The 25862-nt window shown below is 60.0% G+C and carries 20 protein-coding genes; 2 read left to right on the top strand and 18 right to left on the bottom strand.

Going from position 1 to position 25862, the window contains the following annotated elements; translation table 11 throughout:
- Positions 1-368: 368 nt before the first annotated feature.
- From A8B82_RS21825 to A8B82_RS21790, 8 genes are all read right to left on the bottom strand, one after another.
- Positions 369-1361, bottom strand: coding sequence for a branched-chain amino acid ABC transporter permease (locus tag A8B82_RS21825; protein ID WP_067297390.1), 993 nt, complete (start codon positions 1359-1361; stop codon positions 369-371).
- Positions 1358-2311 (bottom strand): branched-chain amino acid ABC transporter permease, encoded by a 954-nt coding sequence (locus tag A8B82_RS21820; protein ID WP_067297387.1) that lies wholly within the window; start codon positions 2309-2311, stop codon positions 1358-1360. The genes A8B82_RS21825 and A8B82_RS21820 overlap by 4 nt, the downstream gene beginning before the upstream one ends.
- A complete protein-coding gene (locus tag A8B82_RS21815) occupies positions 2304-3029 on the bottom strand; it encodes an ABC transporter ATP-binding protein (RefSeq protein WP_067297384.1) in 726 nt (241 codons plus the stop codon). Before A8B82_RS21815 ends, A8B82_RS21820 begins: the two co-directional genes overlap by 8 nt.
- Positions 3026-3766 (bottom strand): ABC transporter ATP-binding protein, encoded by a 741-nt coding sequence (locus A8B82_RS21810; protein ID WP_067297381.1) that lies wholly within the window; start codon positions 3764-3766, stop codon positions 3026-3028. The genes A8B82_RS21815 and A8B82_RS21810 overlap by 4 nt, the downstream gene beginning before the upstream one ends.
- Before the next feature lie 65 nt (positions 3767-3831).
- A complete protein-coding gene (locus tag A8B82_RS21805) occupies positions 3832-5145 on the bottom strand; it encodes an ABC transporter substrate-binding protein (RefSeq protein ID WP_067297378.1) in 1314 nt (437 codons plus the stop codon).
- Between the two features lie 64 nt (positions 5146-5209).
- The gene (locus A8B82_RS21800; protein WP_067297375.1) at positions 5210-6097 is read right to left on the bottom strand and encodes an alpha/beta hydrolase; all 888 of its coding nucleotides are present in this window, start codon (positions 6095-6097) and stop codon (positions 5210-5212) included.
- A gap of 44 nt (positions 6098-6141) precedes the next feature.
- On the bottom strand, positions 6142-7242 hold the full coding sequence (locus A8B82_RS21795; protein ID WP_067297372.1) for an NAD(P)-dependent alcohol dehydrogenase: 1101 nt from the start codon (positions 7240-7242) through the stop codon (positions 6142-6144).
- A gap of 18 nt (positions 7243-7260) precedes the next feature.
- Positions 7261-8733, bottom strand: coding sequence for an aldehyde dehydrogenase family protein (locus A8B82_RS21790; protein WP_067297369.1), 1473 nt, complete (start codon positions 8731-8733; stop codon positions 7261-7263).
- 311 nt (positions 8734-9044) lie between these two features.
- On the opposite strand from A8B82_RS21790, the gene A8B82_RS21785 reads away from it, so the two are divergent.
- Positions 9045-10667 (top strand): sigma-54-dependent Fis family transcriptional regulator, encoded by a 1623-nt coding sequence (locus A8B82_RS21785; protein WP_161489498.1) that lies wholly within the window; start codon positions 9045-9047, stop codon positions 10665-10667.
- Positions 10668-11110: 443 nt separating this feature from the next.
- On the opposite strand, the gene hslU is transcribed toward A8B82_RS21785, so the two are convergent.
- Positions 11111-12418 carry an ATP-dependent protease ATPase subunit HslU gene (hslU, locus tag A8B82_RS21780; protein ID WP_067297362.1) on the bottom strand — a complete coding sequence of 436 codons (1308 nt, stop codon included), beginning with the start codon at positions 12416-12418 and terminating at the stop codon, positions 11111-11113.
- Positions 12415-12972, bottom strand: a complete 558-nt coding sequence (hslV, locus tag A8B82_RS21775; RefSeq protein ID WP_067297360.1) for an ATP-dependent protease subunit HslV — start codon at positions 12970-12972, stop codon at positions 12415-12417. The genes hslU and hslV overlap by 4 nt, the downstream gene beginning before the upstream one ends.
- A 105-nt stretch (positions 12973-13077) precedes the next feature.
- On the opposite strand from hslV, the gene A8B82_RS21770 reads away from it, so the two are divergent.
- Positions 13078-13977 carry a hypothetical protein gene (locus A8B82_RS21770; protein WP_067297358.1) on the top strand — a complete coding sequence of 300 codons (900 nt, stop codon included), beginning with the start codon at positions 13078-13080 and terminating at the stop codon, positions 13975-13977.
- A 47-nt stretch (positions 13978-14024) separates the two neighbouring features.
- On the opposite strand, the gene trxA is transcribed toward A8B82_RS21770, so the two are convergent.
- The 8 genes from trxA to regB form a co-directional block, all read right to left on the bottom strand.
- Positions 14025-14345 carry a thioredoxin gene (gene trxA / locus A8B82_RS21765; protein WP_067297355.1) on the bottom strand — a complete coding sequence of 107 codons (321 nt, stop codon included), beginning with the start codon at positions 14343-14345 and terminating at the stop codon, positions 14025-14027.
- 37 nt (positions 14346-14382) lie between these two features.
- Positions 14383-17748, bottom strand: coding sequence for a double-strand break repair helicase AddA (gene addA, locus A8B82_RS21760; protein ID WP_067297353.1), 3366 nt, complete (start codon positions 17746-17748; stop codon positions 14383-14385).
- Entirely contained in the window at positions 17745-20702 is a 2958-nt protein-coding gene (gene addB, locus A8B82_RS21755; RefSeq protein ID WP_067297350.1) for a double-strand break repair protein AddB, read from the bottom strand. The genes addA and addB overlap by 4 nt, the downstream gene beginning before the upstream one ends.
- Positions 20695-21381 (bottom strand): nucleotidyltransferase family protein, encoded by a 687-nt coding sequence (locus A8B82_RS21750; protein ID WP_067297347.1) that lies wholly within the window; start codon positions 21379-21381, stop codon positions 20695-20697. Before A8B82_RS21750 ends, addB begins: the two co-directional genes overlap by 8 nt.
- Entirely contained in the window at positions 21378-22364 is a 987-nt protein-coding gene (locus tag A8B82_RS21745) for an aminoglycoside phosphotransferase family protein (protein ID WP_067297345.1), read from the bottom strand. Before A8B82_RS21745 ends, A8B82_RS21750 begins: the two co-directional genes overlap by 4 nt.
- Entirely contained in the window at positions 22358-22825 is a 468-nt protein-coding gene (gene tsaE, locus A8B82_RS21740; RefSeq protein ID WP_067297342.1) for a tRNA (adenosine(37)-N6)-threonylcarbamoyltransferase complex ATPase subunit type 1 TsaE, read from the bottom strand. The genes A8B82_RS21745 and tsaE overlap by 7 nt, the downstream gene beginning before the upstream one ends.
- Positions 22826-22873: 48 nt before the next feature.
- Entirely contained in the window at positions 22874-24286 is a 1413-nt protein-coding gene (locus A8B82_RS21735) for a PAS-domain containing protein (RefSeq protein ID WP_138069848.1), read from the bottom strand.
- Positions 24287-24457: 171 nt separating this feature from the next.
- The gene (regB, locus tag A8B82_RS21730; RefSeq protein WP_067297337.1) at positions 24458-25843 is read right to left on the bottom strand and encodes a sensor histidine kinase RegB; all 1386 of its coding nucleotides are present in this window, start codon (positions 25841-25843) and stop codon (positions 24458-24460) included.
- Between the last annotated feature and the right edge of the window lie 19 nt (positions 25844-25862).

Here is a 25862-nt window from a genome sequence, read left to right as displayed (position 1 = left end):
AGCTGCTAAAGCGCCCCGCCTTAAACTTGATATGCCAGTGCCGCGCCGCGCTGGGCGCTCTCGGGACCTTGGCGATGTGAACTGTCCCTGGTTAAAGGCCGGACACCATAAGGCCGCCCGATCTGGCGCAAAATCTGCGCAGCAAGATGATGTACTTCGAAACCGATTATCACCGCGCCTCCGTGATATATCCGATGGGCGATGACCGCGTGTTTCCGGGCACGATCAACATCCGTAGCGATGATCCGGGCGACAAGCAGTGTACAGACGCCCCGATCGATTATCTGTTTGACGTGCTGCGCCCAATCCTGCCCAACGAAAGGCTGCGGCGCGACCTCTGTCAGAGGTCCATTCCTCAAGACAGTACTTTAGGTGCGTTTGGGATTGAGGAGCTTTTGCATCGTTATGGGTTCGCGCCCCATTTTCTCAGACAAGAGTCCGACAATTCCGCGGGGGACATGGAGTGCGAAAAGCATTGCGACAATGCCAAGCCCCGCCAAGTACCACACACCGAAATCGCCAAATATGACTTGCAGCGTCATGAAGAGCACAGCGCCAAGAATTGGGCCGAGAATGCTGCCAAGCCCGCCTACAAGCACCATGAAAAGCATGAATACCGACCACTGGATGCCAAAGGCTGTACGGGGCTGAAAGGTAATGGCGCTTGCCAGCCATAGCGTTCCAGCAAGCGCACAGCCGACGGCGGAGAGCACGAAAATGATGCGTTTGACGCGGAAAGTGCTGACACCGACGGAACCTGCGGCCTCTTCGTCATCGCGGATGGCCTGGGTTTCGCCCCCGAGCCGTCCGTGCAAAAGCCGGTAGCTGATGACGATGACCGCCCCCGCCAGGACCAGCGCCATAAGGTAGATCGTATTGCGCCGCATATCGGGGTCATAGGCATTAAGTACGACCAGTGACCGGCCTGTTTCGCCTTGAATATAAGGGTCCAGCATCACAAGCGAGCGGATGGTTTCCGCCAGAACCCACATCGCAATGGCAAACTCTCCGGCCCGAAGGCGCAGAACGAAAGCGGCCATGGGCCATGCGATCAATGCAATGACCGCGCCGCCGGCGACAATGGCAATAAAAGGGGGCACACCAGCCTCGACCATCCGCAACATCATATAGGCGCCCAAACCGACAAAGGCCTGATGGCCGACCGAGACCAACCCTGCGTAACCGGCCAGCAGATTCCAGGTTACCGCGAGGATGATATAGATGAAAAGCATTGTCAGCTTGTCCACGACCAGCGCCGAGCCGAACATGGGCAAGAGGCCAAAAACCACAAACGCCATACCCGCGCCTGCGATAATCGCGCGGTCGAATTGGGGAATCGGGCGGATAGAATAGTCGGTCATGACAGGTCTCCTGACGCAAGCTTGCGGCGTTTGGACGATAGACCAAGGACTGCTTTCAGACCTGCGCGCCAGCCGCCATGCGCCAGCTTTTCTTCGCGACATATGCGCCAGATCAGGACTCCGAGGAACACGAGGTGGCCGCTCAGAAGGGACATTTGCGCCGAAATCAGACCTCCGAGCGTTTGGCTCAGGCCAAGGATGATCCCGCCGATCAACGTGCCGCCAAGCGAACCGATCCCGCCGATGACCACCGCCTCGAACGCAAAGATCAGTTGCGCCGGGCCAGAGTAGGGCGTGATCTGTGCCCGCATCGCCAGAAACACACCTGCGATTGCGGCCAGCCCAACGGCAATCGCGGCGGCGGCGCGGTGGACCTGACGCGCATCGACACCGCAAAGTTCCGCCGCTTCGGGGTCAGACGCCGTTGCACGGATCGCGCGGCCAAGGCCCGTGCGTTTGAGCATCAGATGCAGCGCGCCGATCACGATGACAGCGGTGCCGAATATCAAGACAGGGAGCTTGCCAAGGATGATCCCGCCGGGCAGGTACCAGCTTGACCATGCAAGGCTGCCGATAGAGGCGCCGAGCGAACGTGTGTCCGAGCCCCAAATCCCGAACATTCCGTTTTGCAGCGCAGCCCCAAGGCCGATGGTCACGAGGATCGGCAAGAGAAAGCCGCCCTTCATCGCGCGTTCGAAAAGGAACATGTGCATCAGCCAGCCGATGACCGCCATGAGCGGGAGCATCACCGCAATCGCGGCAAGGACCGGCAGGCCGAGGATTTGAACCAGGCTTAGTGTGATCAATGCACCAAGGATCGACAGGTCGCCGTGTGCCAGGTTGATAAAGCGCACGACCCCGAACATAAGTGACAGGCCTGCGGCGATAATCGCATAATAACCGCCCAGAAGTGCGCCCTGAAGGATGGCTTGCAAGAGCTGTTCAAACATCAGCGGGTGCCTCATTCTGGATGCCGAAATAGGCATCGGTGATCTGATCCTTGGTGAAATCGGCGGGTGACCCTGCGAGTTTTATTTCGCCCTCGGCCATGCACAGGATACGGTCGGCAAAAGCAAGCGAGCGGCTCAGGTCCTGCTCGACGATCACCATCGCCATAACGCGGGTATCGCGGATTTCGGCAAGCGAGGCATAGACGCCCTCGACCGCCGCTGGCGAAAGCCCCAAGGACACTTCGTCCAGAAGCAGTACGTCGGGGTTGGCCATCAGGGCGCGACCGATGGCGGCCGCCTGACGCTGGCCACCCGACAACCCGCCCGCCTGTTTGTCGATCAACGGGACAAGTTGGGGGAAGGCGGTCAGGACGCGGTCCAATGTCCAATCGCCGTTTTGCCCGTTCTCGCCCGCGATCATCAGGTTTTCGCGCACGGTCATATCGGCAAACAGCCGCCGCCCCTCCGGCGACATTGCGATACCCCCCCGCACACGGGTATGCGCGTTTTGTCTGGTGATATCGCGGCCCTGAAACAGAATCTGACCCGCGTCGGGAATATGGGCTCCGGCCAGCGCCCGCATGAGCGTTGTCTTGCCCGCGCCGTTCGCGCCGATCACACACAGCACTTCGCCCGCGTGAATTTCCAGCGACACGCCACGCAGGGCGGTCATCAGGCCATGACGGCAGATGATGTTATTGACGTTCAACACGCTCATTCCGGTGTGCTTCCCAAATAGGCGCGGCGCACGTCGGCGTTTTGCATCACCGCGTTCGGATCGCCCGCCGCCAAGACGCGCCCTTCCGCCATGCAGACCAAACGGTCGATGACCTTGATCAAAGCGTGCAGGATGTGCTCGATCCAGACGATGGTCATACCGTTGTCTTTGAGGCTCTGGATAAGAGCGATCAGTTGTACCAGTTCAGCCTCGGTCAACCCTCCGCCGATTTCATCCAGCAGGATGATGTCGGGCGAGGTGGCAAGCGCGCGCGCAACCTCCAGCCGTTTGCGATCAAGCAGACCAAGAGCCGCAGCCGGTGTGTTTGCCAGCGCAAAAAGTCCGGTTTGCTCCAGTATTTTCGCAGCATGATCCGTTGCGGGGGCAGCGGACAACCCGCCTCCTGCACGCGCGGCGACCATCACATTTTCAAAAACTGTCATCCCCAAAAACGGGCGCGGCACCTGGTAGGTGCGCGCGATCCCCATCGCACAGCGCGTTTCTGCAGGATCATGGGTGATATCATCACCCGCAAATGTAATCTGACCGCCGGAGACTGGAAAACTCCCCGCCAGCGCGCCAAACAACGTGGTCTTGCCCGCGCCGTTCGGCCCCACGATCCCCACGGCTTCGCCCTTTCCAACATGGAACGACACGTCATCAAGCGCTTTCAAACTGCCATAACTCTTGCGCAGGCGTCTTGCGACAAGATGGGATTGGAGGTCAGGGGAGTTCATATTTTCAATGCTCAAAGGGTTAGGTATGTGCGCGGCAGGGGGGAGGACCCTGCCGCGAACGGAAACTAGCCACCGATTTTGTAGGGGGCCAGATCCGCTGTCAGCGGCACGTCTGGGGCGAGCGCGTTGGACGTGACCTGAAGCGTGAAGGGGTAGGGGCCTTCGCTGGCCCGTGTCCATTGCGCGCCGACCAGAGGCGTGGTTGCAACACCTGGCACCGGCCCCTTTGAAAAGTCGACCGTGCCGACAGCTGTGTCCGCCACCAATGTACCAAAGGCCGCTGCGACCGCGGCTTTGTCCTTGGGGTTGCCCGACGCGACCAATGCGGCCATCGCGACGTCCAGAAGTGCGGCATTGGCCCCGGCCTGCTGGCTCCACTGTTTGCCAATCGTCGCCTCGAACCCATCAGCCAGGGCCGCGCTGCTCAGGCCTGTGGCTGGCGATGAATACGGGAACTTTTTGTGCCAGTACGCGCCGGTCGCAACACCATATCCAAGTTCGCCAAGCCCCTCCATTTCGGCGGCGAAAAGCCCCGCTTTGGCGACTTGCATGATCTTGAGCTGCTGGGCCAGACCAAGCTGCGCCGCCTGACGCCAGAAGACGGGAAAGTCGGGCGGGAAGGGGAAGGCGTTGATGATTTCGACGCCCTCGTTCTTGAAAAAGGTGATCTGGTTTGAGAAATCGGACGAGCCGTTCTCGTAGGGACCCGCATCGAAAACCTCGAACCCGGCGGCTTCCAGCGCCGGGATAAGCCCCATGCGGATCGCGTTCCCGTCGGCATCGTTGGGCAGCAACATGCCGACCTTTTTGTTGGTCTCGATCTTGTTCCATTGATCCACGTAGAGCGGACCAAAGTCGCCAGCACCAAAGCTGAAATGAAAGCTCCATTTGAACGGGGAGGGCTGGCCGGGAACGCCGCCGCGCCCAAAGTAAAATGCTTCCCACGGCGCGATTGTGGTGACCGAAGGCGTGCCTGCGGCTTCGCAGGCGTCTGACACCGGGTTGGTGGTTTCGGGCGTCGAAGAGGCAATGATCAGGTCGGGATTTTCCGAATTGATCAGGTCTTTGGTGGCCTGGCTTGCCCGCACCGGATCGGACTGCGTATCTGTCATGAGGACCTCGACGGCATAGGTCTTGCCGCTAATCTCGACCCCGTTTGCATAGGTCCCGGCCAGAAGTCCGGCCAGCCAATTGTCAGCCTCGCCAAAAATCCCCAGCGGGCCAGAGCGGGGGCCGATCCACCCGATGCGAATTGTGTCCCCGGCGGCTGCGAAGGCTTGCGTCGAAAGGGTCGGCAGAGTGGTTGCGAAAGCCGCAGTGCCCAAAAGGCTATTGAATGAGCGGCGCGACAGCCCGCCCTTGTTGGTCTTGTACGTCATTGTAAATCTCCTCCCTGAGATGAACGGACGTATCGGGTTTCTTCGCTCCCGATACGTCCGGGTCCTATGTGAGCTGGTTGCGCAGAAACGCGCCCGCTTCGTTGAGTGACGCCATGCCCTCGTCGAGGAAAGGCGCGAAAAGTTGGTGGTTGTGGAACATACCGTCCCAGATTTTTAGCTCCGCCTGCACCCCAGCCGCCTGCATCCGCTCGGCAAGTGTTTCGCTGTCAGATCGCAAAATCTCCCATGTGCCGACGTGGATCAGCGCGGGCGGCAGGCCGGACATATCTGCATAGAATGGCGTCGCCTCGGGCGATTTTCGGTCGCGATCACCCAGCAGCAGCATGTTGAAAACGGCCATCAGGTTCTTGTCGACCAGCGGTGCGGTGGCATGTTCGGTATGCGAAGCCCCTTCGCCTGCAAGGTCGAGTGCGGGGGACATCAGCATCATCGCCCGGGGAAGTCCCAATCCCGCCTCGCGGGCGCGCACCGTCACGGCCAATGCCATGTTGCCACCGGCAGAATCGCCCGCAATGGCGATATCTCGCGGCGCATAGCCTTGCGCCAGGAGCCAGTTGTAAGCCGCGAACGCATCGTCGTGGCCAGCAGGCGCAGGATGTTCCGGGGCCATACGGTACTGGATGGACAACACGGTGATACCCGAACGACGGGCCAGATTTGTCGAAATGACACGGTGCGATGCGGGCGAGCCAAAAAGCCAGCCGCCGCCGTGAATATAAAGGATCAGCTTGCCAGCGACAGCATCTTCCGGGCGAAGATATTCGCAAGGTTGGCCGTTGATCGTCACTGGCTCGATCGCGACATTCTCGGCAACCGGGGTTTGCTCCATCATCGCCTCAAACCAGCCGCGCATCGCGTCAGGGCTGCCACCGGCTGGCGGCGGATTCTGGGCACCCATTTCGAGTATTTGGTGCAGTTGTTCGATAGACATAATCTGTTCTCCGGTATCTTTTGTCTGCTTCTCCCGATGGCTGGCTAGGCCATCCGAAGGATGGGCTTGATTGAAGTGCCGGTGTGGCTGTCGTGGATCGCCTGGTTGATCTGGTCAAAGTCGTAGAAGGTCACCAGCTTGTCGAAGGGAAACTTTCCACCTTTCCAAAGGGCTACCAGTTTGGGAATAAAGGTGTCGCCATCGGATTCCCCTTCGACCACCCCGATCAACTTGCGACCCGCCGACATCATATGCGTGTTGTCCAGGTTGATCTCGGCCCCCGGAGCGGGTGCGCCGACAATTGCCAGCGTGCCGCGCGGTCCAAGTGCGTCTGAGGCGTTGCGGATCACGGAGCCGATGGCGGTGGTGTCCATCGCATAGTCCACACCGCCGCCGGTGATGTCGATGATCTGCTGTACGATGTCCTTGGCATCGCCCTTGATCGTATGGGTCGCGCCCAGCTCTTTGGCGAGCGTCAGGCGGGCGTCGTGCATGTCGACCGCGATGATTGTGGTCGCGCCCTGCACGACGGCTGCCATCACGGCCGACAGGCCCACCGAGCCTGCGCCAAAGACAACAAAGCTTTTGCCCGCTGCGACCTTCAGCGCGTTCATCACGGTGCCTGCACCGGTCTGGATGCCGCAGGCGAGCGGGCCGAGCAATTCCAGATCGGCCTCCGGATCGACCTTGATTACATTGCGCGCGTGGCAAAGCGCATGGCTGGCAAATGACGATTGTCCAAAGAAGTTGGAATGCACATTTCCCGCGTTGTCGGCCAGTGCAACCGAGCCATCGGCGCGCGTGGCAAAGAAGTTGCGCGGGAAGAACTCGTAACAATAGGCCATCGCGTCATCTCGACACGAGGGGCAGGTGCCGCAGGTGTTGAACGTCATGACAACATGATCGCCGGGCTTCACTTTGGTGACTTTGGCCCCGACCTCTTGCACGATCCCGGCACCCTCGTGGCCCAACACAACGGGCATCGGCGTGGGCAGGTGACCTGCCAGAACAACCAGATCGGTGTGGCACACGCCGGTGGCGACAACTTTGACAAGGATTTCATCCTCGCGCGGTCCATCAAGTGTGAGGTCTTGGATCACGAGGTCCTGCTCGGGACCTCGTGCCACTGCGGCTTTGATTTTCATTGTCTTTTTCCTGCTGGCTTAGAACGGATAGGGTGTGGCTTCTGATTTGGTCGTGACCCAAACCCATTGCGTGAATTCTTCCCAAATCGCGGGGCCAGAGATGCGGCTGCCATTGCCGGACTTGCCACGCCCGCCAAAGGGCGCAATCGGGCTGGCTGTCACGGTCTGGTCGTTGATGTGCAGATGTCCAACGCGCAGGCGATTGCCAAGCGCACGGGCGCGGGCGATGTCCTTGCCGATAACACCAGCGGCAAGGCCGAACTCTGTCATATTGGCCAGCTCGACGGCGTGGTCGTCGTTGTCATAGGCGGCAACAACCGCGACTGGGCCAAAGATCTCTTCTTCGAAAGCGCGCATTCCGGGGGTGACGCCGGACAGCACAGTCGCCGGGAACATCGTGCCGTCGGGTGTGCCACCGGCCAGCAGCTTGGCCCCTTTGGAAACCGCGTCCTTGACGATCTCTTCAATCCGCCTGGCCTCGGCCTCGGCGATCAGCGGTCCCAGCGCGCATTGCTCTGTCGCGGGATTGCCCACGGGCAGATGACCCGCTTTGACAGCAAGCGCTTCAGCGAGCGCATCGGCTTTGTCCGCAGGGGCCAGCAACAGCCCCGCCGCCATGCAAATCTGCCCCTGATGCAACCATGCGCCCCACGCGCAATTCGATGCGGCGATATCCATGTCTGCGTCGTCCATGATCACCATGGCGTTCTTGCCGCCAAGTTCGAGCTGGACCTTCTTGAGAGTGCGCCCGCAGGCCGCGCCCACTTTGGACCCTACACCCGGCGAGCCGGTAAAGGACACCATCGCGATTTTGGGGTCTTCGCACAGGGCCGCGCCCACATCGGCGCCGCCGGGAATGACGTGGAACAGCCCCGCAGGCAATCCAGCGGCCTCAAACACACGGGCGATGATGACACCGCCGGTGATAGGGGTGAGCTCGTGGGGTTTGTGCACGACCGTGTTGCCGGTGGCGAGCGCCGCAGCGATGGCGCGCACCGACAGGACGAGCGGGAAGTTGAACGGCGAGATCACCCCGACCACTCCATGAGCAACACGGGTCAGCTCTTCTTGACGCCCGTCCATGGATTTCAGCGCTTGGGTTGTGGGTTCAAGCGCAGCCTCGGCAGCAGCGCGCAGGAAACCGGCGCTGTGCTCGATCTCGATTCCGGCCTTGGGCGGGATTGAACCTGTTTCGCGGATGATCCAGGGCAGCAACTCGTCGGTGTTCGCCTCTAGAATGTCGGCAGCCGTGTTCAGTATTGCGGCACGTTCTGCGGCAGGGGTTGCTTCCCAAGCGGGCTGTGCCGCGTGGGCGGCGGCAGCGGCACGGGCCACATCTGCGGCAGAGCCTTTGCCGATGGTTTCGACGGTCGATCCGTCAGCAGGGCTGGTCACCTCCTCAACCCCGGCCGAGGCCGCAGCCCATCCGTCTGAAAACAGCTTGCCGCTCCAGGTCGCGACGTCCAAAAAGTTTGGTTTAGAACCGTCCATGTCTTCCTCCCAAAAATCTCTGGCGGAGAGACACAAGATCAAAGACGCACAGTGTTCCCTGCCCAGATGAAACGACCATCTGTTGCCTCCCCGCAACTCAGGGAACATGAGTTTGCCTGCAATTTTAAAGCAAGGGAATTTGTAAGGGATGCGAATGTTATCAGGTAACAATCTGTTATCATATGATTTTTTATCAATATTGCTTCGATATAAATTTCATGAAATAATGAAATGAGTCGAAATCTTATTCATGAAATTATGAAATGTCCCTACGCATCTCTCTTACCGAAGCCTCACGTCAAGCGCCCCAAATGCTTGAGCGCGGCGACAGTCAATTGCTTGAAGATGGTGCGGCCCCGACGCTTGCCGACCTCGCAGGTGCGCTTCAATTCGCGCTTGGCGACGGACGGATTTGGCTGAACGATGCCCGGATGGTCATGGTCCAGACCGAGGTACTGGGCGGGCTTCGCGCAAGCATCATCAATGCGCTTGGCCCCGAGAGAGCGCGGCAGATCTTTATGAAGGCTGGTTGGTTGCACGGAGTGAAGTCAGCGAACCTTGTTGAGAAGCGTTTCAAGCATGACAACCTGACCGCAGCTCTCGCGGCTGGTCCGCGCGTCCATACGATAGAGGGTTTTGCCAAAGTCACGACCAAGCGGTTTGAATTCGATGTGGCCAAGCAATACTACCACGGCGAATTTCTGTGGCATGACTCCGCAGAGGGCATAGAACACGTCCACAACTTTGGTCACAGCAGGGATCCTGTGTGCTGGATGCAGGTTGGCGTGCCCTCTGGCTACACGTCGGCACTGGTCGGGTTTCCAGTAATTTTTCGGGAAATTGAATGTATCGGCCAGGGGGCCGAGCGATGCGTCATCATCGGCAAGAATGCAGACGCGTGGGGCGACGATCTGGAAGAAACCGAGATTTTCGGAATTGCCAGACCCAAGGGCAAGAAACACCAGCCGTGGACGCCGCCGATCGACATGATCAAAGCGGAAAAGCCAACGAACGCAAACGACATCGTGGGGCGCTCGACAGGGCTTGTGCGGGCGCGGCGGCTGATGGAACGTGTGGCCCCTCTATCAGAACCAGTGCTGTTGTTGGGCGAAACCGGCACCGGAAAGGAGCATTTTGCGCGCCGTCTGCACCAACTGGGCAGTACGCCAAACGGCCCCTTTGTCCGCGTCAATTGTTCGGCCTTCGAGGATGCATCGACCCAAGCCGACCAAAGTATTTTTGGCAAGGGCGGCCTGGCCGAGCAGGCACGTGGTGGCAGTCTGTTTCTGAACGACGTCTTGTCGCTGCCTGCCGCGATGCAAGCGCGTCTGTCGATGTTGTTGCAAAGCATCAAGGTCAAGAACCCGCCCTTCCGTCTGCTTTCTGCCGCCGGAGAGCAACCGATGGAGGCCGTCGCAGCCGGGCGGTTGCGGGCGGACCTGCATTACGATCTGTCGCTATTGCCCATTGTCATCCCTCCCTTGCGCGACCGCCGCGATGACTTACCCAGCCTTATCGAGCATTTTCTGCGTCTGCATTCGACACGCCACAAGCGCCCGCAAGCGGAACTGTCCGGGCCTGCCCTGGACATGTTGTTGCGCTATGATTTTCCGGGGAATGTCCGCGAACTGTCCAACATGATTGAACGCGGCTTGATCTATGCCGAACCGGGCGCAAACATCGAGATTAGCAATATTTTCACGGGGATCGAGACAATCCCGCAATACGCCGGACAGATGCGTCGAGAGGGCGACGTATACCGGCCCAAGACCATCGTGGAGGTGCGCGGCGAACGCACCATGCAGGATATTGAGATAGACACATATGTCGCCACGCTGGATGAATTCGACTGGAACATTTCTGCCGCCGCGCGCAAGCTGGGGATGAGCCGTGCGCAATTGGATTACAGGATCTCGAAATACAAGCTGCGGTGATTTCCGACAGGCGCGACCACCCTTGCAGGGCGACAGGAAGAGCGAGCGCAAAGCCGACAAATTTCCATGAATGCGTGGCGACGTAAAAGATTGCTTCAGTTGTGATCTGCGAAGCCGTGATTGCATATCAGAGGAAATCAACCAACTCGCGCCAAATGCCAAGTCGCGCGTCCCGCAACGTGATGCACGTTATGCCCGCGCCTGCTGCGGCGGTTTGAATTGGAGGCCCTGTATTTGGCGGTCACAGCCTCCCTGGCGATGAGACCAATCAGTTTTGACGCAATCAAACTGCTGTTGCTTTGCCGGGTCGAGAGACATCCAACGAGACATTCCTGTTTCTTTCGGATGTACTTCCCAGTTCCCCGGTTCAGGCACAGCAACCTGAGATAGCTCACGTCCCGTCGATGAAGGCGCGTGAGAAAATCAAAAACCCTTTTATGCGGTCACAACACGTAGCGGCTGAGGTCTGCGGATCGGGTCAACTCGCCCAGGTTCTCCTCGACGAAATCTGCGTTCACCTCGATCTCTTCGCCACCCCGGTCCGGAGCGGTAAAGGACAGTTCCTCGAACACCCGTTCCATCACCGTATAAAGCCGCCGCGCGCCGATGTTTTCGACCGATTGGTTTACATCCGCTGCGATCTTGGCCAATGCGGCGATCCCTTCGGGGGTAAAGCTGACCTTGACCTCTTCGGTGCCCATCAACGCGGTATATTGCAGCGTCAGCGCATTGTCTGTTTCGGTCAGGATGCGCACAAAATCCTCTTCGGTCAGGGCGCGCAATTCGACCCGGATCGGCAGGCGGCCTTGCAGTTCCGGCAACAGATCGGATGGCTTGGCGATGTGAAACGCGCCCGAGGCGATGAAAAGGATGTGATCGGTTTTCACCGGCCCGTATTTCGTGCTGACGGTAGTGCCCTCGATCAACGGCAGCAGATCGCGCTGGACCCCTTCGCGGCTGACATCGCCGCCACGCGCATCCGAACGGGCGCAGACCTTGTCGATCTCGTCCAGAAAGACGATGCCGTTCTGCTCTACCGCTTCAATCGCGTTGCGGGTGACGGTTTCGTCATCCAGCAGCTTGTCAGCCTCTTCGCCAATCAGGATGTCATAGCTTTGGGAAACGGTCAGACGTTTCTTGGTCTTGCGACCGCCCATCGCCTTGCCGAAAAGATCGCCAATGTTCATCATCCCGGCACCAGCCCCCGGTTGGCCGGGAATGTCCATCATCTGAAACGGATTGGATGTGTCTGCGAGTTCAAGGTCGATAATGGTATCGTCCAGCTCTCCGGATTTCAGTTTCTTGCGAAACATCTCGCGCGTGCCGTCACGGGCATCGGTCCCGGCGATGGCGTCGATCACGCGATCCTCGGCGGCCTGATGCGCGGCGGTTTTGACATCTTCGCGCATGTGTTCGCGGGTCATGGCGATGGAGGAATCCAGCAGGTCGCGGATGATCTGCTCGACGTCCCGGCCGACATATCCTACTTCGGTGAACTTGGTTGCTTCGACCTTGAGGAACGGCGCGCGGGCCAGTTTCGCCAGACGGCGGCTGATTTCTGTCTTGCCGACACCGGTGGGGCCGATCATCAGGATGTTCTTGGGGTAAACCTCGTCGCGCAGGTCATCGGCCAGTTGCTTGCGCCGCCAGCGGTTGCGCAGCGCCACGGCGACGGCGCGCTTGGCGTCTTTCTGCCCGATGATGAACCGGTCGAGTTCGGATACAATCTCTCTTGGGGTCAGGTCGGTCATTTGGAAATGCTTTCTACGGTCAGATTGCCGTTGGTATAGACACAGATATCCGCCGCAATCGCCATGGCGTCGCGTGCAATGGTTTCCGCGTCGCGGTCGCTGTCCATCATGCCCCGCGCCGCGGCCAGGGCAAAGTTGCCACCCGACCCAATGGCGGCGATGCCATGTTCCGGTTCCAGCACATCACCGGCCCCGGTGATCACCAGCAGGTCATTGCCATCGGTCACGATCAGCATCGCTTCGAGCTTTTGAAGGTATTTGTCAGTGCGCCAGTCCTTGGCCAATTCGACACTGGCCCGCTGAAGCTGACCCGGAGTTGCTTCAAGCTTGGCCTCAAGCCGTTCCAGCAGGGCAAAGGCATCGGCGGTCGAGCCGGCAAAACCCGCAACCACGTCAAATCCGCCGGGCGACAACCTGCGCACCTTGCGCGCGCTACCCTTGATCACCGTCTGGCCCAGGCTGACCTGCCCGTCACCGGCCACAACGACCTTGCCGCCCTTCTTGACGCCGATGATCGTGGTTCCATGCCATCCGGGGAATGAATCTTCTGCCATTTTCTTGTCCTGCTTTTTGCTTGTGATCTATATGGCCCCCATGAAACGGGCAGACAAGGGGCGGCATCCCTTGTGACCGGTGCGGACCCCTCTTAGAAATCTGGGATGGCCGATCAGAAAATCCTGCGCATCTGTCTTGAAGAACCCCTGCGCCGCAGCGCAGAGGCGGGGGAGCATAATTTCATCAACCTCGTCGCTCAGGTGGCCGAAAAAGCCCGGTTCAGGGTCGAATTTTCTGATATTCCCGGTCAGGCGTCGCACGCCTATTCCCTGACCCACATGGCACCGCCCCCGAATGATCTGGGGTTGGTTTTCAGGCGGGTCTATCAATATCCCTTCTGGCAGATAGAGGCGACAGCGGAGCGTTGGGACTGGGATGTCGCCCGCGCGTCCTTTGACCCAGATGCCGTTGCACCGGACGCCGCCCGGTTCTATCGCTTTTGGCAAAAGCGGTTGTTCGGCCAGGCACCGCAGGACAGCAGCCGTTCCGGATACGTCTATGTGCCGCTTCAGGGGCGCTTGGACAGCAAACGATCGTTTCAATCCTGTTCACCGCTGGAGATGATCGAACATTGTCTGCACCATGATCCGCAGAGGCGGATCGTGGCGACCCTGCATCCCAAGGAGCAATATGCCGCGGCGGAGCTTGATAAGCTGGACGCATTGGCGCGCAAGCATCCACGTTTGACCGTTGGAAACGGTCAGATGGAGACCCATCTGCGGGATTGCGACTATGTCGTGACCCAGAATTCAAGCGCAGCGTTTTTCGGATATTTTTTCCGCAAGCCCGCCCTACTGTTCGCGAAAATAGATTTCCACCACATTGCAGTGCAGGCCGAAATGGACAGGCTGGACTCCTGTTTCCAACGCGTCGCTGGCCATGAACCGGTCTATGACAAATACGTCTGGTGGTTCTGGCAGGACCAATCCATCAATGCGGGCCGGGCGGATGCGGCAACCAGGATCGAAGCGCGGCTCAGACGGTTCGGCTGGCCAATGCAATAAGGGCGCCCCGTGGGGCGCCCTTTTCAAAAGCTTATGCCGACTGAGGCTCAGATGGATTCTTCAATCCAGCTTTGCAGCGCTGCCTTCGGCTTTGCTCCGGCCATGTTCGATACCACTTCACCGTTCTTGAAAATGAACAGGGCGGGGATACCGCGCACGCCCATCTGAGCCGGTGAATTGGGGTTTGAATCAACATCGACCTTCACGATCTTGACCTTGCCATCCATCTCTGCCGACAGTTCTTCAAGTGCCGGGCCGATCTGTTTGCACGGGCCGCACCATTCGGCCCAGAAATCCACCACGACGGGGATGGAAGAATTTTTCACTTCGGCGTCGAACGTATCGTCTGTGACTGCGACGGTTGCCATGCTGCTCTCCTGACAGGAATTCGTTTAAGACATGAACCTATGAACGCGGACCCAGCCCGTCAAGATATGGCGAGCGGTCAATCGCGGATGTCACGATATTGTTGGGCAGCAACATCAGTTTTCGCGTTGCGGTCCAAAGTATGGCGGTTTCGATCTCATGCTCGGGATAAACCGCAGCCAGCATCCGGACATAAGCCCCCATCTGTCGGAGGATGCCTTCGGGACAGTCCTCCGCGCTCTGCGGCACGATGCGATTGGTCTTGTAATCCACGATCAGCGCCTTGCCCGGTGTCAGGATCAGCCTGTCGATAATACCATTGAATCGCGCGTCCCCAATGGGCGCAGTTAGCTGAACTTCAGCCATGGTGCCAGACGCGAACACCGGCGCCAGCGCATCGTCATTCAGGACGGCAAGCGCCTCGGTCAGTGCGGCGTCCTGGAGCAAAGGATCGAACCCGCTTGCCAGCGGTGCAGCGGCGGCTGTGCGACTGTCGGGCGGAAGATCGGCAAGCCGTTCCAACATGCTGTGCACCAGCACACCATAGGACAGGGCCGCATCCTTGTCTGCGCCGCCTTCACCCAGCAACACCTTTGCGCCGCCCATGTCAGAAGGCGACCAGACCATCGTGGGATGTTCAAAAATGCCGATACCCTGCAACAAGGCAGGATGGGCCACTGCCTTGCTTTGCCCGGATTGCGGCATTGAAACCGTCTCTAACCCACCCCAATCGCCCTCTTCAAACCGCAGGGTGCCATCGGCACCTGCAGGAACGGCATTGATGTGGGACAGTGCCGACCCGATGATCTGATACCAGCTTGACCCGTCCTTGGGCAAATCGCCCGCCGCCGCGACCATCAGCCATTTCTCCGCACGGGTCATCGCCACATAGAGCAGCCGCAGCCGCTCATCGAACTGGGCGCTTTTCATCGCTTCGATGGCGGTGCTGATGGTCTGGGGCATATCGCCTGCGGTTGGTTTCCAGATCGGAACACCGTCAAGAGCGATGATCTCGTCCCTGATGGTGATGTTGCGCTGGCCCGTATCCGGCAGGATGACGATGGGCGCTTCAAGCCCTTTGGCGCCATGGACCGTCATCACGCGGACCTGATTTGACGCGGAATCGATCTGCCGCTTGATTTCCAGATCATCGGTTTGCATCCACTCGATGAAACCAGTCAGGCTGGGGATCTCGTTCCGCTCATAGGCAAGCGCCTGGGTGAGCATGGCATTGATGCCGTCTTCGGCCTCTGGCCCCAACCGAGACAGCAACAGTTTGCGCCCCCCATGACGGGTCAGTATCCGCTCGATCAGGTCATAGGGCCTGAGGAAATCGACCTGGGCCCGCAAGTCCCGCAAGACACTGATGGTGTCAGGGTGGTCCTGCGTCCTTTTGCGCAGGGCCTGCCAGAGGCTTGGTTCATTTCGTCGATGTGCCAGATCGAACAGGGCTTGTTCGGACCAGCCGAAAATCGGTGACTTCAATGCGGTGGCCAGCGACAGGCTGTCATCCGGTGTCGCAAGAAAGGACAGAAGCGCGCCAAGGTCCTTGACTGCCAGTTCGGCCCCCACTTTCAACCGATCCGCCCCGGCAATCGCCAACCCGGCGGCCTTGCAGGCGCGGATGATCTCGGAGAACAGCGCGGAACGGCGCTGCACAAGGATCAGGAAATCGCCCGGTTGAATGCGCCGCCGGAAATATTGGCCATCCTTGTCGTCGGGGATGAAATGTGCGTCCCGCGTCAATTCCAGAATCCGCGCGGCGATCTTCTCGGCCAGAACGACGGTGTGGTGCCGTGCGCTGCGCCGGTCGACCGGGTCGGTCCATTCCCGCTCTTCATCCGCCTCTGCCTTTTCTACCACCGGCCACAGATCGACGCGGCCGGGCAGGGCGTGTTTGAACGCAAGGTGTTCCGTCGGGTTGTCGAATCCGAAGGCCTGACGTGGATCAAAAGCAGTGTCTACAAGGCGCAAAATGGCGCTGGAAGAGCGGAACGAATAGTCAAGGCTTCGATGCTGGAACACCTTGCCGGTCGCCGTGAAAGCATCCTCGAAACTTGATCCTTTTCGGTCGAATTCTCTTGGGTCGGCACCTTGGAACGAATAGATCGACTGTTTCTTGTCCCCGACCACAAACAGCGTGCGATCCACATCGGGCCGCGCGCCGTCGCCGCTGTTGAACTCATCGGCCAGCTTTTCGATCACATCCCACTGCCGGGGCGAAGTGTCCTGCGCCTCGTCCACCAGAATGTGATCAATGCCACCGTCAATCCGGTACAGCACCCATGCTGCGACCGCAGGGTCATTCAACAGCGCGCGTGCCTTGTCGATCAGATCGTCGAAATCCAGCCAGCCGCGCAATTGCTTGGCGTTTTCATAGCGCGCAAGAAAGACGTCTGCAAAGCGGTGCAACACGGCAGAACGCTCGGCCAATTCCAGCGCCAGCCGGGCGGGCCGGGCCGCCTCGACCCGCAGCATCAAAGACTCTAACGCAGGCATTTGCGCCGCGATGACCGATTGGGTGGCTTTGGTCGGGAAGCTGCCGATCTTTGCCGAGAAGGGCGATTCTCCGCTCTTGGTCAGCAGGACATTCTCCAGCGCGGGCAGGGCGGCCAGATCGAAAGCCTCAATCTTCTGCAATGCTTCCCCGGCTTTTGTGTCGTTCCCGCCCTTGGCCAACAGATGCGGAATGATGTCCGCGAACAACGCCTGTTCTCCGCCCAGAAAGACCGAAGCCTCGATCCGCTCCCAGGTCAGGTCCGGCGGTTGATCCAGCAGGGACAACAGGCTCTCCCGGCTGACCTCCCCCTGAAATTGTTCCCGCATTCCCACAATCCGGCGGGTAAGACCCGCGAAATCCTCGCCGGTGTAAAACCGCGCGACCTGTGCGATATGCTCTGCCGCACTGTCCGATGCCATCTGATCGACAATCTCTGCCCGCAGCAGGTCGGCGGCGCGATCCTCGACTTCCTTGAACTGCGGGCTGACGCCGGCTTCCAGGGGAAAACGCCTTAACAGAGACGCACAGAACGAATGGATGGTTTGAATCTTCAGCCCACCGGGCGTTTCGATGGCCAGCGCAAAAAGCGTCCGGGCCTTGCGCAGATCCTCCGGTGACAATTCTGCCTCGATCCCAAGCTTTGCCATGGCACCGCGCAGGTCATCGCCCTGCAGCATCGCCCATTCGCCCAGCCGTCGGAACAGGCGGTTCTGCATCTCTGATGCTGCTGCCTTTGTATAGGTCAGACAGAGGATCTGATCAGGCTGCACCCCGGCAAGCAGCAGTCGGGCAACCCTGTCAGTCAGAACACGGGTCTTGCCAGACCCGGCATTGGCCGCCAGCCAGGTAGAGGCATCCGGGCGCGCCGCGTCAATCTGCGCGCGGGTGGCGTCATCGAAAATCATGTCAGATCCTCGGGTGTCGGGTCGCATGTGCCGTCCCATTCGCCAAATCGTGCCAGTTGGTCGTAATCCCCGGCGGCATCTTCGGTCTTGACCAGCCGTCTGGCAGTAAAGCCCTGTTCAGGGTCGAAATAGTGACCGATAAGCGCCCTCAGCCCGGCCATCACCGCTTCCGGAGGTTCTTCGACAAGGGGGGCTGCGACCTCAACCGGCTTGCCGCCAAGGCCGATAAAGGCCGCGTGGGCGACATGGGCGACGCCAACCTCGGCAAAGCCGCCTTCCTCGACCATCGCCGCCTCGATCAGCAACTGCTTGTCGAACAGCGCCTGCTCTTTCTTGCTGGGCGGCGTACCGGTCTTGTAATCGTAGATCAGCGCGTCGCCATCATCTGTCTTGTCGATCCGGTCTGCATAGCCGGTCAGGGTGAAGCCGAGATCCTCGAATATATGGGTGCCCTTCGCGGCCTTCTCGAAACTGACGGGGCTGGAATAGCTTTGACGGATCTTTTCCTGCGCGATGAACCACTCAGCCACACGTTCGATGCGCGCCAGCCACATTGCCCGCGCGGCAGGCCAGGGTGCGGCACCTTGCAGCACCGCGCGGGCTGTTTCCATCAGCACCTGTTTCGTCAGGCATGCCTCGTCCTCGCGCACGCGTTTGACGAATTTCTCCATGATCTCGTGCAGAACAATGCCGCGCACCGGTGCATCTGGCGACTGCACCAGCGGATTGATCGGGCGCAGGCGCAAGGTGTGTTTGGCGTAGATGGCATAGGGGTCGCGGATCAGCCGTTTGATTTCAGTCACGGAGAGCGCCCGTGGCCGTGCCGCAATGGGCGGCCGGGGCGAGGGGCGTATGGCGGGCGGAACCCGCTCGATCGCCTCAAGCGCACTGACCTGGTCCAGCCATTCCGCCCCGCGGGCCCGCATCTGCGCCCAGGCTTGCGGGCCGTTCTGATCCGGCAGCCCGCACAGCAGGTTTTCCAACCTGTTCAGCCAGCGCGATGGAACGGTTTCGGCCTCGTCCGACCTGATCGAACGGCTTAACCAGACCTCAGGCGCGGCGATGGCCTGTTGATAGTCATGGGCCGACAGCCCGATGCGCCGTTCCGGCAAAAGCAACCCCGCCCTAAGCCGCATCTGCCGGTTCAGCCACGGGTCGGGGGGTGGGGATTCGGGCCAGCTGCCGTCGTTCAGACCGCCAAGGATCACCAGATCGGCACCCTGCACCCGTGCTTCCAACGTGCCCCAGATCATCACATTTGGGTGCGGGCCGTCCTGATCCCTGACTTCCTGTTCCGATAGCAAGGCAGCGATCAGATCGGCGTAATCACGGGCAGAAAGTGCGCCGCCGTGGCTCGCCTCGGTCGCAAGCGCATCCATCAGGTCGCGCGCGGCGCGGCCTGCGGTCTTCTTCCACAACTGCGAGGTGCTGTCTGTCGATCTGCCAGCGGCGATCCGTTCCGACAGCGCCAGATGCGTTGCCGTCCATGTGCTCAGCTGTTGATCATCCGCCGTTTCGTGCTGACAGAATGTGTCGCTGACCCAATTTGTCCAATCCAGAAAATCCTCTGCTGCGCCCAGATGTTCCGCAATCTTGCCGGCGATCCGCGACAGTCCTGCGGGATCGGGATAGGGCAGACCGTCGCGCCTGACCTGCATCTCCAGGCGCTGTGTGTGCAGCTGATGGGTGTTCCTGTCCGCCGCGCTGTGGGTCAACGGGTGTTTCAGCAGAGTCAGCAGCGCCTCTGCATCGAGGGGCCGAACAAAAAGGTCCGCAACATGCCGCAGGAAACGGCCGGGCGGTGACAGTTGCAATGGCGTACCGGCGCTGTCGTCGGGCAGGATGTTCCACCGGTCCAGCGCCGAAGTCACCTGACGGGTCAGCATCCGGTCGGGTGTGATCAGGGCTGCGGACTTGCCCTCTTGCACGGCGACACGCAGGCGGGCCGCGATTGCCTGTGCCTCGATCCGGGGGGTTGGTGCCTCGACCAGCGTAAGACCGTCGGTCGGCGCAACGAGATCGCCCAGCGCCGGACCCTCACTGAGCCAGGCGTGGGTTACCGGGGCGGGGCGCAGGGACAGCGAAACCACGGCGTTGCGCGGCCGACTGGGCGCGGGTGTGCCGCACCAATTGTCGATCTCGCTGCTGGGCAATTCCAGCGCCCGCATCAGCGCCCGGAACCGGTATTGCGGGTGATCTTCGGCGATGACTTCCTGATCAAGGTCCTGCCAGACCGCCGTTGGCATTTCAAAGTCGAACCCCGGCAGGACAACCGCACCCAGCGGCAGTTGTGCGACCGCCTGCATCAGCAGCGACGTGGTGCCGCGCGACCCGGTTGAACCGGCAAGGATCACGGGATGTGGTGGCGGCGCATCCTGCCAGCTTTTGACAAGAGCCGTGACAACCCTGCGCTGCCTTGCCTCGGCATCGGGGGTGCTGTCGGTCTGATCAAGGTAACCTTGCGCGAGGGTGAAGAACTGCTGCGCCCGCGCCCAGTGACCGGATTGGTCACTGACGTCGAGTTCGGCCACGCTGGTGGCTGAAACGCCCTCGCCCTGCATTTCATCCATCAAACTCGCGAGGCTGTCAGCCAGATCGTAAAGCGAGCTGCGCGGTGCCAGTTCGGGATCGGTTTCGAGCAGTTTCGACACCAGCCTGGTTAGTTCCAGCCGCTTGCGCAGGGGCGAAATCGCCTTTGGCATAATCTGGCCCTGCAACAGGTGGTCCAGATTGGTGACCAGCGAAACCCGTGGCATGAACCCCGGCGGTCCGGCGTCAAACAACTGCCGCAGACGGTGGCGCATGCGCTGGCTGTTGACGATCAGCTCGACCCTGGCGATGGCCTCGGGCGGTTGTGCTGCCAGCCTGTCCCTGATGCCCTGGATCAATCCTGCGGGGAAATCGACACCGGGTGCCAGCCCGAAGACGCGCGGTTTATCGGTTGGTTCAAACATGGGTGCCGGCCAGCATCTCTTCGGCCTGCGCGATGCCTGCGGGATGGCCCACGTCACACCAGTGGCCCGGATATGACAGGCCAAACAACCGTTCGCGGTTCAGCATCACGTTCCACAGCACGTTGAGCGAAAAGACACTATCCGGAATGTCGTGCAGCAGCTCGGTCTTGATGATCTGAACACCACCATAAAGCACGCCCGGCCCACGGGTCAGCTTGCCGTCTTGCCCCAGTGTGAAATCCCCGGTGCCGTCATAGCCTATGGCACGGGTCAATTCGATGCCGATCAGCAGGGCGTCCATTCTGTCCGGGTCCCATGCCTGGCCGAGCAGGTCGATCGGATTTGGGCCTGACCAGACCGCATCGGTGTTCATCGTCACCACGGTGCCGCCGCCCAAAACGTCCAGCGCATTGCGCAAGCCGCCCCCGGTATCCAGGATATCGGGCTGCTCTACCAAAGTGACTACTCCGGTTCCCGCAAGGTGATGTTCCAGCTGGTCCGCCCTGTAGTGGAGGTTGGCCACGATCGGCGTGCAATCCGCATCCTGTGCAAGCTCAAGGGCATGATCCACCAGCGGCTTTCCTGCAACCTTGATCAATGGTTTTGGCCGGTCATCGGTCAGCGGCTTCATCCGGGTGCCGAAACCGGCGGCAAACAACATCAGGGGCAGGGGGGTCATGTGGATTTCAACTGCTCCAGGAAGGCGGGTGTCGGTTCCGGAATTGCGTCAAGCGCATGGGCCAATGGCGCAAGGTCAGGATGGGCGAGGTTGCGTTTGATATATTCCCAGACCCGCGGGACAAGATCAACATAAGATGGCTTGCCGTCCCGCTTCGCAAGACGTGCGAAGATGCCCAGAATGCGCAGATTGCGCTGCACGCCCAGCACCGCGTAGTCCCGCTTGAATTCGGTAGGGTCGACCGGGGATTTCGACAGATAATAGTCCTGCATTTCCGTTTCGATCTCGGCGGTGACATCGCGGCGCGCGTCCTGCAGGATGGAAACCAGATCATAAGAGCGGTGCCCGGCAAGGGCATCCTGAAAGTCGAGGATGCCGACCCGCGCCACATCCGCCCTGCCGGGCAGCCACAGCAGATTCTGCGCGTGGTAGTCCCGCAGGATCGTGACCCTGGGCGCCGCTGCGATCTGATCTGCGAAGGGCTGGAATGCATCGCGGAATGCGGCACGGGTTTCGGCACCGGACTCCGGCAGATACCATTCGAACAGCGGCTCTGTCATTTCGACCAACCAGGCGGCATCGCAATCCGGCAGCGGCAGTGGATCGGCCCCGTGCAGGGCCACCAACACGTCCACGGAAGCCGTATAGAGCGGCCGTTGCAGCGAGGGTTCATCCTGCATCAGATTTGCGAAAAGCGCGTCGCCAAGGTCTTCGAGCAGCAGGAAACCAGCGTTTTCGTCCGCAGCCATAACCCTAGGCGCGCTCAGGCCGTTCTGGCGCAGATAGGCGGCAATGCGGATGAAAGGGCGGACATCTTCGCCGGTGCCGGGCGGGGCATCCATCAGGATTGCCGTGGTCCCGTCGGGCCGTGTCAGGCGGTCGTATGCTCGGTTGGATGCGTCCCCGGCGATCCGGATGCGGCTTTCCGGGTTCCAGCCATTCTCTGACAGGAAACGCGCGGCCTGGTCCCCGCGCACTACCATGCTGTCACCGTTTCGGTCCATCGGGGGTCTTGCCAGGTGGCAAGGACCGACCGTGCATCTGGCGATTGTCCCGTTGTGAAGTCAAGTGAAAGCGCCGAGGGCGGTGTCAGCAAGCCCAGCCGGTCGGGCCATTCCACCAGACAGATTGCTGTTGCAAAGGCGTCGATCAGGCCCAATTCCTCTACCTCTTGCGCAGAGGTCAGCCGATACAAATCCGCGTGCCAGATGTCGGCACCCGTGGTCTCGTAGGTCTGGACCAGGGTAAATGTCGGCGACGGGATATCTTCGGGTTCTGCCAGAAGCGATTGAATAAGTGACCTTGCAAAGTGGGTCTTGCCCGCCCCCACGTCGCCGGACAGCAGGATCACGTCGCCAGACCCCAGATGCCGGGCAAGACGCGTGGCATAGATGGCGGTCTGTTCAGCATCTGAAAAGCAAAGGCTGCGGGAAAGGGTTGTCATGGCCCATGCATACCCGTGGTTCAGAAGGCTGCAAGGCAAAATACGACCTCAATGGGCTTCGGCGGCAACCTCCTCAAGGGTCTTGAAGCAGATCAGGGTCGCGCCCGATGCGATGGTTTCGGCAACGCAGGTCATCAGTTGCCCATTGTCCATGGTGACCCTTGTCGTCAGCGACTGCCGGTTGCTGTACCCGCAAGAGACTTTCAGAAAATCCCGCCACGGCACGTCAGCCTTTGCCTTGCTGCGCCAAACATCGAGACAGTCAGATACCGTGATGTCGGCAAATGCAGCGTCAGGGTTCTGCTGCCATAAATCCCTGTAGGCGGAATTGCAGAACGTCAGCACGCCGGAGGGTGAAAAAACGACAAGGCAGTCTTCGACCTTGTCCAGCAAGTATTGGCTCAGCTCAAGCTCGGCGCGAAAGTTGCGTGTCAGACTGACCTCTGCGCTGATATCCTCGAACAGGAAAACTGTTGCGCCTTCGGGGTGGGGGCGGCCCTGAACGGCATAGGTGCGGCCATCTTCCAGCGACCAGGTTTCACGGTAGCGCCCGTCAGCGGCAGCACTGGCCAGATCGGCAATCTGCTGACGCCAGCTTCCGTAGTTCTTTGGCTCCGGCATGCGCCTGTTCTCGCGGAGCTGGTCGAAGAAGGACAGCATGTTGGGTCTGGCGCTTAGAAATTCGGCTGGCACGCCTGATAGTTCCAGCAGCGCCGGGTTGAATAGTACAAGTTGGTCTTCGCGGTTGAAAATGGCCAGTCCGATCCGCAAATGCGCGAATGTCTTGGTAAGGGTTTGGACGAATGTGCGCAGGGAGTCTTCCGCTTTGACCAGGCCGCTGATGCATGTTGCATGGTGAACAGTCACCCCGTTCACCTCACGGGTGGAAATTTCGAACCAATCGGGATCACCGCCGTTTCTGGATGTCAGCGAAGTTCGTCCATTTCGGGCGGTCATTGCCTGTTCAAACAGGCATTCATCGGATTGCGGTCGGCGTCCGTGCAGTTGTTCGAACAGGGTCAGGTATCGGTTGTTTCGCCAGATGACCGTTCCGTCGCGGTCCGTCTGCCAGATGGGGTGCGGTGAGGCGTCGCAAGCTCGTTGTGCCGCGCTGGCGCTGGCGTGATCCCGGTCGCGATACTGGTGATCCAGGCATGTTACCCAGCAAAGCGATCCCCACCATGAAATCTCGATCTCTTGCGGATCATTGGCGGTCTTGGCCTGAAGTGTGAGCGCACCGTGTTCACCGGGTCCGGGGCAAGTCGGAAAATCGGGAAAGCTGTCTTTCAACGCTTCACGAAGGTCATCCCACAGATGCGCACCGGGCAAGAGCGAAAATCGCTGCAACGCGGGCGTCGTGGCATGATGCAAGACACCATCATCAAAAAGCAGCGCCACAGGTTCGGCATCTGCCATCTCGTACTGAAACGCGGGTTCCGGCCGCCGGACCAGGTACGTCACAGCCGCCAATGCGGCAGCGACGGCGATAAGGACGACAAGAAGGATTTCTGGCGGAGTTAACAGGGCGGGTTCCTAACTGATCAGAGATGCAACAAGTGATCTTTGACCGAATTGGTTAACACCACGTTAACAACCACCATTTCCTTCCACTTGCGGCGGTAACCTGTGCGTCTACGCAATAATGCGTTGATTTGCGCCAAGCGGGCCACTTGTTGCCCTGGTCTGCGGCTCAAGCATTTCGCGCGGCCAGATGACTTCGACAACTGCACCGCTTTGCGGATGTTCCGATCCATTCGCAAAGCGCAGTTGTGCGCCTGATCTTTCAAGCAGCGTCTTTGCTATGAAAAGCCCAAGCCCCATTCCCTCGTATTCAGGTCTTGCGCCCATGATCTGGCTGAACTTGCGCTGCCGGACAAACGGGTCGCCGATCCGGCCGATCACGTCAGCGGGAAATCCCGGCCCGTCGTCGATGATCCGGACCGAGATCGTCTGGTCCGTCCAATCCGTTTCAATCCAGACCGAGCTGCGTGCAAAATCCACGCCATTCTGGATCAGGTTGCGCAACCCATGAACGATCTCGGGTTTGCGCAGGATGGCAGGCTGGTCCTTTGCATCCGAATGACGGGGGGCATGTTGGCGTTCGACATTGATGCCTCTGCCCACATGCGGTTCCGCGGCCTCGGCCACAACCGCCTCAAAGGGGGCCTGCCGCAGGTGCAGGTCGTCTTTTCCGGCGCGGCCCATGTCGCGCAGGATGTCCCGGCAGCGATCCGCCTGGTCGCGGATCAGTGCGGCATCTTCCGCAAGGTCCGGTTGATCCTGGAGATCGTTCAGCAGCTCTGCGCTTGCCAGTTTAATCGTTGCCAGCGGTGTCCCCAGTTCATGCGCCGCTGCGGCGACAACGCCGCCAAGGTCGGTCAGTTTCTGTTCGCGGGCCAGCGCCATCTGGGTCGCGGCCAGCGCATCGCCCATCGAATGCACCTCGGTCGTGACACGGCGCGAATAGGCGCTGGTGAATATGATCGCGATGACCAGCGCCGTCCATTGGCCAAAGTTGAACAGAGCCGGGATCCGCAGGATTTCACCTTCGCTGTTCACAAGCGGCACATGGCTGAGCGCAAGGATCGAGACAAGGACGATGGCCGTGGTACACAACAAAACGGTGGAGCGCAGGCTGAGCGTGGTGGCAGAGATGGTCACAGGACCAAGCAGCAGCAGTGAAAATGGGTTGTTCAACCCGCCGGTCAGGTACAGCAGGAAAGCGATTTGCAGCAGATCGAACATGATCATGCCCAGATTTTCCCGCTCGCTGAGGCGCTTGTTTTCGGGAAATATGAATGTCGCGATCAGGTTGCCGATGATCGACACGCCAACAGCAAAATAACACAGGCTGAGCGCCAGTTGCAGGCCGAACATGGCCTGTGCCACAGTGATTGCCGCCAGTTGTCCCGTGATGGCCACCCATCGCAGGACAATCATGGTACGCAAACGTATCCAGTTCGCACGCGTGCGCCCGGACAAAGGCCCGGACAAGGGAAGGATGTTGGCCTGCGTCATCAGCGCACCTTTTGTTTAT

The sequence above is a fragment of the Sulfitobacter sp. EhC04 genome (assembly GCF_001650875.1).
Classification (GTDB): Bacteria; Pseudomonadota; Alphaproteobacteria; order Rhodobacterales; family Rhodobacteraceae; genus Sulfitobacter.
The sequence above is the reverse complement of the archived record's forward strand: the minus strand, read 5'-3'. Positions and strand labels throughout refer to the sequence as shown.

Coding starts and splice junctions, on each gene's coding strand:
- A8B82_RS21790 (WP_067297369.1), bottom strand. CDS start 8,733: ATGGACGGTTCTAAACCAAACTTTTTGGACGTCGCGACCTGGAGCGGC.
- A8B82_RS21815 (WP_067297384.1), bottom strand. CDS start 3,029: ATGAGCGTGTTGAACGTCAATAACATCATCTGCCGTCATGGCCTGATG.
- A8B82_RS21745 (WP_067297345.1), bottom strand. CDS start 22,364: ATGGTAGTGCGCGGGGACCAGGCCGCGCGTTTCCTGTCAGAGAATGGC.
- A8B82_RS21750 (WP_067297347.1), bottom strand. CDS start 21,381: ATGACCCCCCTGCCCCTGATGTTGTTTGCCGCCGGTTTCGGCACCCGG.
- A8B82_RS21795 (WP_067297372.1), bottom strand. CDS start 7,242: ATGAAAATCAAAGCCGCAGTGGCACGAGGTCCCGAGCAGGACCTCGTG.
- A8B82_RS21820 (WP_067297387.1), bottom strand. CDS start 2,311: ATGTTTGAACAGCTCTTGCAAGCCATCCTTCAGGGCGCACTTCTGGGC.
- addB (WP_067297350.1), bottom strand. CDS start 20,702: ATGTTTGAACCAACCGATAAACCGCGCGTCTTCGGGCTGGCACCCGGT.
- A8B82_RS21825 (WP_067297390.1), bottom strand. CDS start 1,361: ATGACCGACTATTCTATCCGCCCGATTCCCCAATTCGACCGCGCGATT.
- hslU (WP_067297362.1), bottom strand. CDS start 12,418: ATGACCGACCTGACCCCAAGAGAGATTGTATCCGAACTCGACCGGTTC.
- regB (WP_067297337.1), bottom strand. CDS start 25,843: ATGACGCAGGCCAACATCCTTCCCTTGTCCGGGCCTTTGTCCGGGCGC.
- trxA (WP_067297355.1), bottom strand. CDS start 14,345: ATGGCAACCGTCGCAGTCACAGACGATACGTTCGACGCCGAAGTGAAA.
- hslV (WP_067297360.1), bottom strand. CDS start 12,972: ATGGCAGAAGATTCATTCCCCGGATGGCATGGAACCACGATCATCGGC.
- A8B82_RS21800 (WP_067297375.1), bottom strand. CDS start 6,097: ATGTCTATCGAACAACTGCACCAAATACTCGAAATGGGTGCCCAGAAT.
- tsaE (WP_067297342.1), bottom strand. CDS start 22,825: ATGACAACCCTTTCCCGCAGCCTTTGCTTTTCAGATGCTGAACAGACC.
- A8B82_RS21785 (WP_161489498.1), top strand. CDS start 9,045: ATGCTTGAGCGCGGCGACAGTCAATTGCTTGAAGATGGTGCGGCCCCG.
- A8B82_RS21805 (WP_067297378.1), bottom strand. CDS start 5,145: ATGACGTACAAGACCAACAAGGGCGGGCTGTCGCGCCGCTCATTCAAT.
- A8B82_RS21810 (WP_067297381.1), bottom strand. CDS start 3,766: ATGAACTCCCCTGACCTCCAATCCCATCTTGTCGCAAGACGCCTGCGC.
- addA (WP_067297353.1), bottom strand. CDS start 17,748: ATGATTTTCGATGACGCCACCCGCGCGCAGATTGACGCGGCGCGCCCG.
- A8B82_RS21770 (WP_067297358.1), top strand. CDS start 13,078: ATGGCCGATCAGAAAATCCTGCGCATCTGTCTTGAAGAACCCCTGCGC.